Here is a 12,669-nt window from a genome sequence, read left to right as displayed (position 1 = left end):
CAAACAAGCCGCGCACGAAAACAAATGCACGCAGTTGAATGCTAGCGCGGGGAACGGGGGCTGTCACGCCCCCTGTCTGAAAATGGCGAAAATTAGCGCAGTTACGCGCGTCCCTTGAGATGTTTGGCCAAGGCACCGGCGTTTTTCTTGCGCCGTCCCTTATAGGGATTCTTGTCGCCCTGCCCACGCAACGTCAGCCGGATCGGGGTGCCCGGCATGTCAAAATCCTCGCGCAGACCGTTGACCAGATAGCGGTTATAGCTTTCCGGCATCTTGTCGGGATGCGAGCACATCACCACAAACCCCGGCGGGCGGGTCTTGGCCTGGGTCATGTAGCGCAGCTTGATCCGGCGGCCCTGTGGTGCTGGCGGCGGGTGCTGTTCCAGCATGGCCGTCAGCCAGCGGTTCAGCGCAGCCGTCGGCACACGGCGGTTCCAGACATCATGGGCGCGCAGGATCGCGGCGCGCAGACGCTCCAGCCCCCGGCCCGTCTTAGCCGAAACGGTGATCAGCGGAGCGCCGCGTAATTGGGGCAGCAGCCGTTCAAAGGACTCTTTCAGGTCGCGCAGCTTTTCCTGTTTGTTGTCCTCGACGTCCCACTTGTTGACGGCGACGACCACAGCGCGACCCTCACGCTCGGCCAGATCAGCGATGCGCAGGTCCTGCTGTTCAAACGGAATCGCAGCGTCCAGCAGGACCACCACAACCTCGGCAAATTTCACCGCGCGCAGACCATCCGAGACCGAGAGCTTCTCAAGCTTCTCCTGCACCTTGGCCTTTTTGCGCATCCCGGCGGTATCAAAGATACGCATCGGGGTGCTGCCGCCCTCGGGGCTGGCCCAATCGATGCGCAGGCTGATGGCGTCGCGGGTGATCCCAGCCTCGGGACCGGTCAGCAACCGGTCTTCGCCCATGATCTTGTTGATCAGTGTGGATTTTCCGGCATTCGGGCGGCCCACCACAGCCACCTGCAAAGGCTTGGCTGCCGTGATCAAAGGGGACTCGCCCTCACCATCCTCATCAAGTTCAATATCGGTTTGCGGGGTATCATCGACGGACTGCTCCTCCGCCGCGTCCGCCAGCGGCATCAACTGCGCATAGAGGTCCGTCATCCCCTCGCCGTGTTCGCCCGACAGGCGCACGGGTTCGCCAAGACCCAGATTATAGGCTTCAAGCACGCCTGCATCCGCTGCGTTGCCTTCGGCCTTATTGGCAGCCAAAATCACATGCTTCGAGCGTTTCCGCAGAATTTCGGCGAACATCTCATCGGTCGGCGTCAGTCCAACCCGCGCGTCGATCATGAACAGGCAAACATCTGCCATATCAACAGCTCGCTCGGTCAGACGGCGCATCCGGCCTTGCAGGCTGTCATCGGTCGCATCCTCAAGGCCCGCCGTGTCGATCACGGTAAAACGCAGATCGCCCAGACGTCCTTCGCCCTCGCGCAGGTCACGCGTCACGCCGGGTTGGTCGTCGACCAACGCCAGACGTTTGCCCACAAGGCGGTTGAACAGTGTGGATTTGCCCACATTCGGGCGCCCCACGATGGCGAGGGTCAGCGACATGATACCAATCTTTCAAGACTCAAGATGCGCCCTTTAACGCATCTTGTCGTCAACGGAAAGCGTGCAGTTCGCCCTTGGTCGACACGACATAGAGCGTCTGCCCCGCCACAACCGGGGCCGTGGTCGCGCCACCCGGTACTTCGACCTGATGCACCAGCGCCCCGTCGACGGGGTTGAAGAACCGCAGGAAGCCGTCATTTGAGGCCACGACCGCCCGCCCTCCGGCCATGATCGGGCCGTAATGGGCAAAGATCGGGCCACGGCGACCTGGCTTGTCTTTCACAAAGCCCGGCAGGTCGATCGCCCAGACGATCGCGCCATCTGCTGCGTTCAACCGCACCAGCTGGCTGCGGTCGCTGATCAGGAAAATGCTATTCCCGGCGGGCCACACGGTATCAACCGCCCCCTCGGGGGCTGTCCAGTTGCGCTCGCCTGTGCCTGCGTTGAACGACACCGTCCGGCCCGAGTGGTTACCGATCAGGATCGCATCGCCCGACACCATCGGCCCCGCCGTGACATCCACGATCTGCGCGGCAGCACGCCCCCTGCGCCCGCCCGCGGCCGAGGCGTTCCAGCGGCGGATGCCGCCCTGCCGGAACGCTGCGGCAACATCCCCTGATCCAAAGGCAAAAACAGCCAAATCCGAGGTGATGACCGGCGCTGGCGCCCCCAGAACGTTGCCGACGCTGGGTGTGCCTTCAAGCTGCCATGCGATACGTCCGTCCTTGGTGTTCACGGCCCATCCGGTCTCGTCCCCGGCGACCAGATACAGCAATCCGCCACTGACCAGAGGCGCGCCGCTGCCCGTCGCATTCAGGCGTTTCTGCCACCGCTGCGCCCCGGTCTTTGCATCGATCGCCGTCAGACGGCCAAACCCAGACGAGACGTAAAGAACCCCGTCGGCATAGGCGAGGCCCCCGCCGGTGGCGTCGCCCTCTTTCTCATTGGACGGAATCAGGTTCGTCGTCCATGCGACCTGCCCCTGCGGTGTCACCGCCGAGACATTGGCACCAGAATCGAGCGTATAGATCAGCCCGCCGCCCACGACCGGATCGGCTGTGATCCGCTGCCTGCGGCTGTCGCCACTGCCGATATTCGTCGACCAGATCCGCTGCGGTGTCTTGCCAAGGGCGGCATTGGTGGTGCGAAAGGCCGGAGTGCCGGGGCTTTGCGACCAGCTTGCATTCCCGCTTTGCGCCGGAAGGCTGATCGGCTTGGCACCGCGCGTCTCAACGGTTTCATTGTCGATGGCGGCGCGGATGTCCTCGCGCTCACCCGGCAGGATGACCTCGGGTTCCCGACAGGCGCTCAGGGTGGTCAGGGCAATTGCCGCGACGGGCAAAGCAAAGCGTGAGAAATAACGTGCTACCATGATCTTACGAACTCGCCTGTGAAATTCCGTTTTGTCGCCGGGTCAGCCTTGTTGCGCCGCGACGGGCTCGGGCTCACCGCCCAGGGCCACGATCAGCTGCGCGGCCCGCTGCTGGATATCAAGACTGGCTTCAGCGTCCTGACGCAGCGCCTGCAACCGGTCCAACGCGGCCTGCGTGTCACCTTCGGCTACGTCGATCAGGGCCAGTTGCTCTTGGGCCAGAAGGCGCAATGGCGCGCCGGGGATGGCCAGTGCCTCGAACTGCTGGCGGCGGTCGGCTGCGGGCAGCGTATCGGTCTGCAGCAACAGCGCCTTAAAGCTTGCGATAGCCCGATAGATCTCGGGCAGCTCACCCTGCGTGGCGATGGCGTTCAGGCTGTTGATGGCGTCCTGCTCGGATCCGGCTTCGACCTGTGCTGCCGACAGCAGCATGTTCAGCACCGCATCGCCGCCCACGGATTGCGCATCAACGCCTTGCAGGCTGGTGGCCCGTTCGGCAGACCCGTTTTCGGCCAGCGCGGTTAGAATCGCATCGCCCAGCGCCTCGGCCTGACCGGTGTCGCGCGCCTTGCGGTATTCGTTGAACGCCGCCCCGCCGACGATGGCAATGACGGCAACCACACCAACCCAGCCCCAGCGGCGCAAAAGCAGGTACATGCGGTCGCGGCGCACCTCTTCGGTGACCTCATCAATAAAACTGTCGGCGTCGCTCATCCCTGCCCCCGGGCTCGTGTGTAAAATTCTCTGGCGCCATGTCTTACCCCGCCACCGGGGTCAAGCCAAGTGCCCGAATCCACACATTTGGCCGGATGCACCGGGGTCTTGCTTAAAAAAGTGAACCGAACTATTCAGTTTAGTATGGACAAGGCCTGAACCCGGCCCCATTTCAAGGCAACGCGCCACAGCCGGGTGGGCGATCAGATCTGGAGAACGCATCGAATGCGATTGATTTCATTCGTCAACGCCATTTTGGTCATCATTGCGTTGTATTTTCTTGTATTCGAACGCGACGCGTTGTTCGCCTTCGCCGGTCGCGGCGAGGATCAGACGGAAACGGCGGCGCAGACAGCCGAAGCAGAAACCGAACAGGTGGCCAATGCCGTGGGTGTGGTTGCCCTGCGCTCGACCGCGCGCGAGATCGGCAGCGCCGTGCAACTGCGCGGCCAGACCAAGGCCAACCGTCAAGTCGAAGTGCTGGCCGAGACGACCTCGACCGTGCTGTCCGAGCCGAAACGCAAAGGCGCCTTTGTCGAGGCCGGAGACCTGCTGTGTGAACTTGACCCCGGCACTCGTCCCGCCAGCCTGGCCGAAGCGATGGCAGGCAAGCTCGAGGCTGAAAGCCGCGTGCCCGAGGCCGAGGCCCGTCTGGCCGAGTCGCATGCCCGTCTGGCCGAGGCCGAGATCAACCTGAAAGCGGCGCGCAAGCTGTCGGAAACCGGGTTCGGTTCGGAAACCCGCCGGATTTCGAGCGAGGCCGAGATGAGCACCGCGCAGGCCGGGATCAAATCCGCCGAGGCCGGGCTTGAGGCCACGCAGGCCGGCATCGAGGCCGCCACCGCCGAGGTCGCCGCCGCCCGCCGCGAGATGGACCGCCTGACCATTGAGGCCCCCTTCAAGGGTCTTCTGGAAAGCGATACCGCCGAGTTGGGCAGCCTGATGCAGCCCGGATCGTTGTGTGCCACGGTGATCCAGCTTGACCCGATCAAACTGGTGGGATTTGTCCCCGAGACCGAGGTGAACCGCGTCGTGGTCGGCTCGACCGCGTCGGCGCAACTGGCGACCGGTTTGCAGGTCGAGGGCCGCGTGACCTTCCTCAGCCGGTCAGCGGATGAAACCACCCGCACCTTCGAAGTCGAGATCACCGTACCCAATCCCGAGCTGCTGATCCGCGACGGTCAGACCGCGACGATCCAGATCGCCGCAGAAGGCGTCAAGGCGCATCTGTTGCCGCAATCGGCGCTGACCCTGAACAACGAAGGGCAGCTAGGCGTGCGCACAATCGCCGCAGGCAATGTGGTGGATTTCATGCCGGTGCAACTGCTGCGCGACACCTCGGACGGTGTCTGGATCGGTGGGCTGCCCGAAACCACTGACATCATCGTGGTCGGACAGGAATTTGTAACGCGCGGCGTCGCCGTCGCGCCCACATATCAGGACGCCCTGCAATGACCGGCATCGTCAGTTGGGCCGCCGACCGCGCCCGCATGGTCCTGGCGTTCATCGCCATCTCACTGGTGATTGGCGGGTTCGCCTATGTCAGCCTGCCGAAAGAGGGTGAGCCGGATATCGATATTCCGATGCTGTTTGTCTCGGTCCAGTTCCCGGGCATCTCGGCTGAGGACAGCGAAAGCCTGCTGATCAAGCCGATGGAAACCGAGATGGCCGATCTTGACGGTCTGGACTCGATGACCGCCACGGCCGCCGAGAACTATGCGGGCATCCTGATGGAGTTCGAGTTCGGCTGGGACAAATCGGCCACCATCGCGGATGTGCGCGATGCGATGAATACCGCGCAGGCCGATTTCCCGGACGGAGCAGAACAGTATACGATCAGCGAGATCAACTTCTCGGAATTCCCCATCGTCATCGTCAACCTGACCGGCGCAGTCCCCGAGCGCACAATGGCGCGCATCGCCAAGGATTTGCAGGACGAACTGGAAGCGCTGGATTCGGTGCTGGAGGCTGGGGTCGCCGGCAACCGCGACGAGATGCTTGAGGTCGTGATCGACCCGCTGCGCCTTGAGGCCTATAACGTCACCGCTGCGGAACTGATCACCGTGGTTCAGAACAACAACCAGTTGATCGCGGCAGGTGAAGTCGAGACCGAGCAGGGCACGTTTTCGGTCAAGATCCCCTCGTCATTCAAAACCGCGCAAGACGTTTATGGCCTGCCCATCAAGGTCAATGGCGACCGCGTGGTGACACTGGGTGAGCTGGCCCAGATCAACTACACCTTCGAAGACCGCGCAGGCACGGCCCGCTTTGACGGAGAGCCCACGGTGGCCCTTCAGGTGGTCAAGCGCAAGGGGTTCAACCTGATCGATACGGTGGCTCAGGTAAAGGCGACCGTAGCCGCCGCACAGGCCAAATGGCCGGCTGAGCTGCAGGCCGCAGTCGATGTCGGCACCTCCAACGACCAGAGCCGCATTGTCGATTCCATGGTCCGCCAGTTGGAGGGGTCGGTTCTGACCGCCATTGCGCTGGTGATGATCGTGGTTCTGGCCTCGCTGGGAACCCGCGCCGCGCTGCTGGTGGGTTTTGCGATTCCCACATCGTTCCTGCTGTGTTTTGCCTTTCTGGCCATGATCGGGGTCACGATCTCGAACATGGTGATGTTCGGGCTCATCCTCGCCGTGGGCATGCTGGTCGACGGCGCCATCGTGGTGGTGGAATACGCCGACAAGCGTATCAAGGAAGGCGTCGGCCCGATGCACGCCTATGTCGAGGCGGCTCAGAGGATGTTCTGGCCTATCGTATCATCGACCGCCACAACGCTATGCGCCTTCCTGCCGATGCTGTTCTGGCCCGGCGTTCCGGGCGAGTTCATGAAGATGCTGCCGATCACGCTGATCTTTGTGCTGTCGGCGTCGCTGGTCGTGGCGCTGATCTATCTGCCGGTTATGGGCGGCGTGTCCGGTCGGCTTAGCCGGGTGTTTGACCGCACATCCGATTGGCTGCGCGCCAGAACCCCTTGGTGGGTGCGCGCCGTTATGGTGCCGCCGGTGCTGTATCTGATCTTTCTGGGCGCGATGCAGATGGTCAACCCCGACTATCTGCTGCCCCCCGGATCGTCATGGGGCGGCGTGCTGTTTGGTGCGGTACTGCTGATGCTGGGGGCCTTTGGCGGGTCGATCACGCTCAGCGCTGCCAAAATCCAGCGCGCGCCAGATGATCACGTTCATACAGCCAAGGAACACACCGCGTTTGGCTATGTGATGAAGATACTGGTCGGCAACCCGATCATGCCGATTGTGTCGATCGTGGCCGTCGGCTTTGCCGTCGTCACCGTCATGGGCGCTTTTGCCGCCAACAATCGCGGCGTCGAATTCTTTGTCGAGACCGAGCCGGAACAGGCAACCGCTTATGTCCGCGCCCGGGGCAACCTGTCGCTGATGGAAAAAGACGCGATGGTGCTGGCCGCCGAGAAGGTCATCGCCGAACATCCGGCGGTTATCAACGTATTCTCGTTTGCAGGTGAAGGCGGGTTGAACCAGAATACAGGCGGGGCCGAGGCCCCTGCCGATACGGTTGGACGGGTCCAGTTCGAGATCGTCCCATGGGAAGACCGCCCTGTCGTCTCGGAACCCGTTGCAGGCGGGCTGTTCGAGCGGCAGGTGATCGCCCCCGAATATGACGGCGACTTCGTGCTGGAAGAGCTGACCCAGCAACTGTCAACGCTGCCGGGCATCATCGTTGATCTGCAGCCTCTGGAACAGGGACCCGCCTCGGCCAAGCCGGTGCATCTGCGAATCAAGGGAGACAATTGGGAGGACCTGAACGCAGCGACCGCCACCGCGCGCGGTGTGTTCGACCAGACCCCAGGGCTGATCAAGATCGAGGACTCTCTGCCCCTGCCCGGCATCGACTGGCAGATCGACGTGGATGTCGCCAAGGCCGGACGGTTTGGCGCGGATGTGGCAACCGTGGGCGCGATGGTGCAGCTTGTCACCCGTGGCATCCTTCTGGGCGAGATGCGCCCCGATTCCACCGATGAAGAGATCGAAATCCGCGTCCGCCTGCCGGAACAGGACCGGGTTCTGTCGACGCTGGATACGCTCAAGGTGCGCACGCCGGACGGGTTGGTACCGCTGTCGAACTTTGTAACCCGCAAACCCGTGGCCAAGCTGGCCGAGATCAACCGGGTGGACCAGCAGCGGTATTATGACGTCAAGGCGGATGTCGAACCCGGTTTGAGCAAAGCCTTCATCGCAGACGGTGAAGGGGCCGAACAGCGGTTGGCCGTAATGCGCGAAGTCCCCGAGGGCGTTGCCCCAACAGGACCCGTGTTCAACGGACCAACCGGGCAAGCGTATGAACTTGTACAGCTTTCCACGGGCAACACCATCGACGACCTGCAAAGGGCAAGTGACGACGGCGACCTGCAGTTTGCGCTGATCAATCCCAACGAACGGATCGCGGTTCTGACCGAATGGCTGAACACCGACCCTTTCCCCGGAACGATAAGTTGGGAATGGACCGGCGATCAGGAAGAACAGGCAGAAAGTCAGGCATTCCTGTCCAGCGCCTTCCTGGCGGCTTTGGGACTGATGTTCGTAATCCTGCTGGCGCAGTTCAACTCGTTCTATAACTCGGTTCTGGTGCTGCTCGCGGTGGTGCTGTCGACCACCGGGGTTCTGATCGGGATGATGGTGATGCAGCAGCCGTTCTCGATCATCATGACTGGGACGGGCATCGTGGCGCTGGCGGGGATCGTGGTGAACAACAACATCGTTCTGATCGACACCTATCAGGAATACAGCCGCTATATGCCTCGGATCGACGCCATCGTACGCACAGCCGAGGCGCGTATCCGTCCCGTTTTGCTGACCACATTGACTACCATGGCGGGCCTGACTCCGATGATGTTCGGCCTGTCGCTGGATTTCATCAATGGTGGCTATTCCATCGACAGCCCCACTGCGCTGTGGTGGAAGCAGTTGGCGACGGCGGTGGTGTTCGGTCTGGGCATCGCCACGGTGCTGACGCTGATCGTGACGCCCTCGTTCCTGGCGCTGCGGGTCTGGGTGACGACCTACCTTGTCTGGGGTGGAAAGGCGCTGGCGCGGGCCACCGCCGGACGGTCCAGCAAGATCGCGCAGGACATGGCCATCGACCAGAGCGCACGCGACATGCAAGCGACCGAGATTGTCTGGAACGACGGCACATCCGACGCCAAGCAGGACCCCGATCACCCGCCCGGGCCACCGCTGAAAGCGGCCGAATAACAGGATCAGGGCCGGTCATTCCGGCCCTTTTTCTTAACCCTTCAACCGCGACCACGTCTGGTGTGCGCACACCAGATGCTCACAGCCTTTGACCTTCAGCGTATCCCCTTGCAGCGTCATCTGCGGCACCGCATCGACGTTGATCAGGGGCACCCAGAACTCTCCGCCACCGTATTTACCGCCGCCTTCGCTGGCCACGTCCCAGAACAGCTTCTTGCCGATATTCGGTGTCTGCACCTTTTTGCCCGACGGATCATAGGCCGACATGATTTGGCCGCAGAACTTGTCTCCGCAGGCTGTGATCTTGATGTGAGAGGTCAGGTTCTTGCGATCCGGTTCAGTCTTCCAGACCCCTTCAATCGGGTCCGCCGCAGCCAAGGCCGGGGCCAAAAGCAAGGCTGCGATAAGGGGCAATCGTCTGCGCATCTGAAATCCTCCGACTATCAATGCCCTATCATAGCATATCAGGCGCGCAGGATCAGGCAGCCTGCGCATCCGATTGCTGGCGGCTCCATAGTTGGGCATAGCGCCCTTCGCGCGCCAGCAGTTCATCATGGGTGCCCTGCTCGATGATCTCGCCGCTTTCCAGAACCACGATCCGGTCGGCCTCGGCAATGGTGCTGAGACGGTGGGCGATGGTGATCACCGTACGCCCCTCACCCGCGCGGGCCAAAGCATCCTTGATGTCCTGTTCGGTGTCGGTGTCCAGCGCCGAGGTCGCCTCATCCAACAGCAGGATCGGAGGGTTCTTGAGCAGCGTGCGCGCGATGCCCACCCGCTGCTTCTCACCGCCCGAGAGCTTCAGGCCGCGTTCACCGACCTTGGTGTCATACCCCTCGGGCAGGCTGGCGATGAAGTCATGGATCTGGGCAGCGCGCGCGGCGGTCTCGACATCCTGCTGCGTGGCCCCTTCGCGGCCATAGGCAATGTTGTAGCGGATCGTATCGTTGAACAGCACGGTATCCTGCGGCACGACGCCAATGGACGCGTGCAGGCTGGTCTGGCTGACGTCGCGCACATCCTGCCCGTCGATCTTCAACGCGCCGCCGGTGACATCGTAGAACCGGAACAGCAGCCGCCCGATGGTGGACTTGCCTGATCCGGTCGCCCCTACGATGGCCACAGTCTGCCCCGCCGGAACGGTCAGCGACACGCCCTTGAGGATTTCCCGATCCGCGTCATAACCAAAGCGCACGTTGTCCAACGTGACCTCGCCCCCGTTTACCTTCAGGTTCGGCGCGCAGGGCTTATCGGTGACCTCGGCAGGCTGTTCAAGCAGGTCGAACATCTGCCCCATATCCACCAGCGACTGGCGGATTTCGCGATAGACCGTACCCAGAAAGTTCAGCGGCACGGTGATCTGGATCATGTAGGCGTTGACCATCACGAAATCGCCGACGGTCAGTTGCCCGTTCTGCACCCCGATGGCGGCCAGAACCATTACACCGATCAAGCCGCAGGTGATCAGGAAGGACTGACCAAAATTCAGGAAGGCCAACGAATAGGCGGTCTTCAACGCCGCCTTGGCGTAGGCTTTCATCGACACGTCATAGCGTTCAGCTTCCCGCGTTTCGGCGTTGAAATACTTGACGGTTTCGAAATTCAGCAGGCTGTCGATGGCACGCTGGTTGGCCTCAGTATCCTGATCATTCATCTCGCGCCGCAGCTTCACGCGCCACTCGGTCACGGCAAAGGTGAACCAGATGTACAGCGCGATGGTCGCGGCCACGACCACCAGATACCAGACATCGAACAACCACATCAGAATGATCGCGACCAGCAGCAGTTCCAGTATCAACGGCCCGATGGAAAACAGCAGGAAGCGCAGCAGAAACTCGACTCCCTTGACGCCGCGCTCGATGATCCGGCTCAGCCCACCGGTGCGCCGGGTGACGTGATAGCGCATCGAAAGCTGGTGGATATGCTGAAACGTCTCAAGCGCCAGAGCCCGCAACGCGCGCTGCCCCACCGGAGCGAAAAACGCATCGCGCAACTGCTGAAAGCCAACGGTCATCATCCGGGCCACGCCATAGGCCACGGTCAACCCAATCGCGCCCAGCGCCAGCGGTGGCACGCCTTCGCCCGCCAGACCGTCGACTGCTCCTTTATACAGGATCGGCGTATAGACCGCGATCAGCTTGGCCACCACCAGCATCACCAGCGCCAGCACGACGCGGCGTTTCACCCACGGCTCATCATCCGGCCACAGGTAAGGCGCGACCTTGCGGATCGTGCGCCAGCCTGAGCGATGTTCGTCAGTATCCACTTGCAGGGCTGAGGATCGTCTCATCACGTACCTTAACTGCGGTCAGAGAATGCGCCCGGCCCGGGAGGGCCGAGTATTGTGTTATTCGGGAATGGTGAAAATCTGCCCCGGAAAAATCAGGTCAGGATCACGAATGGACTCGCGATTGGCTTCGAACAGCCGGACATAGAGAACACCGTCGCCGAACCGCTCTCGTGAGATGGCCCAGAGCGTATCGCCCTGCTGCACGGTGACGGACCGGATCGGGGGCGTTTCGGTCGGAATGTCGCCCTGCCCGGTGTCTTCGGCGGCGCGCAGAACCTCGACCGGTTCGCGTTTGAACGGGGTCTCAAGCCGGCTGACGACAGTGCCATCCGGCGCGACCTCATCCACACGCAGGGTGTAGACGCCGGGATCAATGCCCTCGACCTCGCCCCGCCACTGGCCATCCGCAGCAGGCGGCAGATCCGCCACGAGCCGATTGTTCAGATAGAGGCGCACGGCCGACCCATCCTGCGCCCGCCCGGTCAGTTGCACATCGCCAGTGTCCGAATATCCGATCGTATCCAGAGCGATCTGCTTGGGCGGCACATCCCTGACGGTCGGAGGCTGAACCAGTTCAACGCCCTGTTCACCCGACCTCAGGATTGCAACCTGCTGGTCCTGCTCTGCTTGAGGCGTTTTTACGTCGGGCTGGGGATCTGACGTCGGGGTGGTCTGTTCCGTCTCCCGCGGCTCGGCGCTGGCGACGTCTGGCGCGTCCGCCGTCTCCGAAGCGGTGGCGTCTGGTTCAGGCGCCGCTTCACCCTCGGCTGTTTCCGACGCGGGAAGCTCAGGCTCTGACGTTTCTTCTAGCGCGGCGGTCTCCACCGCCGGCTCTTCGGGTTCCGGCGCGGCATCAGTTGCGACCACGTCCTGGTCCGGGCCGTCCTCCGACAGAGCCGTTGCCTCAGGTTCTGGTGGCTTCGGCAATGCCGCGATCAGGTAGTCGTCCGACCGCGTGGTTTCACCTTCACGCTGCGTTTCCAAAGCCAATCCGCGCGCGGCATCGGCAAAAGGGATCGTCAGGAATTCGGCAAACTGACCGCTGTCATCGACGGTGAATCTGTGCACGGACTCTCCGTCCAGCAGCACGTTGACCTCAGAGCCCGGCTCGGCATTGCCGGACAAAAGTGCATTGCCATCGGCCTCGACGAAAATCTGATCCAGAACCGGGGCCTGCGCCGCGGGGGCCTCGGTTTCTTCGTTTTCGGGCTCGGCCTCTGCCGCTTCGGTTGGTGTCTCTTCGACCGGGGCTGCCTCGGGTTCCGCTGTGGCCTCGGTGGTTGGTGCAGGTGCCTCGGCGGTTTCAGCCACCTCTGGAGCGGTCGGTTCGGGCGTTCCGCCGAAGAACCCCGAAAGGTACAACCCGCCCACAGCCGCTACTGCGACGATCCCGGCAACCAGCCCCCAAATGAAGGTGCCCGAGCTTCCGCTTCCCGAATTGGCGTTCATTCTCTTCCTTTCACTCCACCCCGTAAGTGCTTTGACAGCCAAGCCTTA

8 protein-coding genes are annotated in these 12,669 nt (G+C 62.4%); 2 read left to right on the top strand and 6 right to left on the bottom strand.

Translation table 11 applies throughout. The features are described from left to right. Window positions 1–101: 101 nt before the first annotated feature. Genes der through ACR0J1_RS00720 form a run of 3 tightly spaced genes read right to left on the bottom strand, consistent with a single transcriptional unit; the run spans window position 102 to window position 3,651 of the window. Window positions 102–1,565 (bottom strand): ribosome biogenesis GTPase Der, encoded by a 1,464-nt coding sequence (der, locus tag ACR0J1_RS00730; RefSeq protein WP_480730184.1) that lies wholly within the window; start codon window positions 1,563–1,565, stop codon window positions 102–104. Window positions 1,566–1,614: 49 nt separating this feature from the next. Then, the gene (locus ACR0J1_RS00725) at window positions 1,615–2,937 is read right to left on the bottom strand and encodes a PQQ-binding-like beta-propeller repeat protein (RefSeq protein WP_480730186.1); all 1,323 of its coding nucleotides are present in this window, start codon (window positions 2,935–2,937) and stop codon (window positions 1,615–1,617) included. 42 nt (window positions 2,938–2,979) lie between these two features. Continuing rightward, window positions 2,980–3,651, bottom strand: coding sequence for a hypothetical protein (locus ACR0J1_RS00720; RefSeq protein ID WP_480730188.1), 672 nt, complete (start codon window positions 3,649–3,651; stop codon window positions 2,980–2,982). Between the two features lie 225 nt (window positions 3,652–3,876). Here ACR0J1_RS00720 and ACR0J1_RS00715 point away from each other — a divergent pair, with 225 nt between their 5' ends. Next, on the top strand, window positions 3,877–5,106 hold the full coding sequence (locus ACR0J1_RS00715; protein ID WP_480730190.1) for an efflux RND transporter periplasmic adaptor subunit: 1,230 nt from the start codon (window positions 3,877–3,879) through the stop codon (window positions 5,104–5,106). After that, complete coding sequence (locus ACR0J1_RS00710) at window positions 5,103–8,882, top strand: efflux RND transporter permease subunit (RefSeq protein WP_480730192.1); 3,780 nt, start codon at window positions 5,103–5,105, stop codon at window positions 8,880–8,882. The genes ACR0J1_RS00715 and ACR0J1_RS00710 overlap by 4 nt, the downstream gene beginning before the upstream one ends. Before the next feature lie 33 nt (window positions 8,883–8,915). Here ACR0J1_RS00710 and ACR0J1_RS00705 read toward each other — a convergent pair whose 3' ends face one another. From ACR0J1_RS00705 to ACR0J1_RS00695, 3 genes are read right to left on the bottom strand one after another with little or no spacing between them, the layout of a single operon-like run. Next, window positions 8,916–9,308 (bottom strand): DUF2147 domain-containing protein, encoded by a 393-nt coding sequence (locus ACR0J1_RS00705; RefSeq protein WP_480730193.1) that lies wholly within the window; start codon window positions 9,306–9,308, stop codon window positions 8,916–8,918. Between the two features lie 52 nt (window positions 9,309–9,360). Beyond that, window positions 9,361–11,172, bottom strand: coding sequence for an ABCB family ABC transporter ATP-binding protein/permease (locus ACR0J1_RS00700; RefSeq protein WP_480730194.1), 1,812 nt, complete (start codon window positions 11,170–11,172; stop codon window positions 9,361–9,363). 57 nt (window positions 11,173–11,229) lie between these two features. Next, window positions 11,230–12,621, bottom strand: coding sequence for a LysM peptidoglycan-binding domain-containing protein (locus tag ACR0J1_RS00695; protein ID WP_480730196.1), 1,392 nt, complete (start codon window positions 12,619–12,621; stop codon window positions 11,230–11,232). Window positions 12,622–12,669: the final 48 nt, after the last annotated feature.

This window comes from Ruegeria sp. CJ3 (genome assembly GCF_056536725.1).
This window is presented reverse-complemented; position numbering and strand designations above follow the sequence as displayed.

Coding starts and splice junctions, on each gene's coding strand:
- der (WP_480730184.1), bottom strand. CDS start 1,565: ATGTCGCTGACCCTCGCCATCGTGGGGCGCCCGAATGTGGGCAAATCC.
- ACR0J1_RS00725 (WP_480730186.1), bottom strand. CDS start 2,937: ATGGTAGCACGTTATTTCTCACGCTTTGCTTTGCCCGTCGCGGCAATT.
- ACR0J1_RS00720 (WP_480730188.1), bottom strand. CDS start 3,651: ATGAGCGACGCCGACAGTTTTATTGATGAGGTCACCGAAGAGGTGCGC.
- ACR0J1_RS00715 (WP_480730190.1), top strand. CDS start 3,877: ATGCGATTGATTTCATTCGTCAACGCCATTTTGGTCATCATTGCGTTG.
- ACR0J1_RS00710 (WP_480730192.1), top strand. CDS start 5,103: ATGACCGGCATCGTCAGTTGGGCCGCCGACCGCGCCCGCATGGTCCTG.
- ACR0J1_RS00705 (WP_480730193.1), bottom strand. CDS start 9,308: ATGCGCAGACGATTGCCCCTTATCGCAGCCTTGCTTTTGGCCCCGGCC.
- ACR0J1_RS00700 (WP_480730194.1), bottom strand. CDS start 11,172: ATGAGACGATCCTCAGCCCTGCAAGTGGATACTGACGAACATCGCTCA.
- ACR0J1_RS00695 (WP_480730196.1), bottom strand. CDS start 12,621: ATGAACGCCAATTCGGGAAGCGGAAGCTCGGGCACCTTCATTTGGGGG.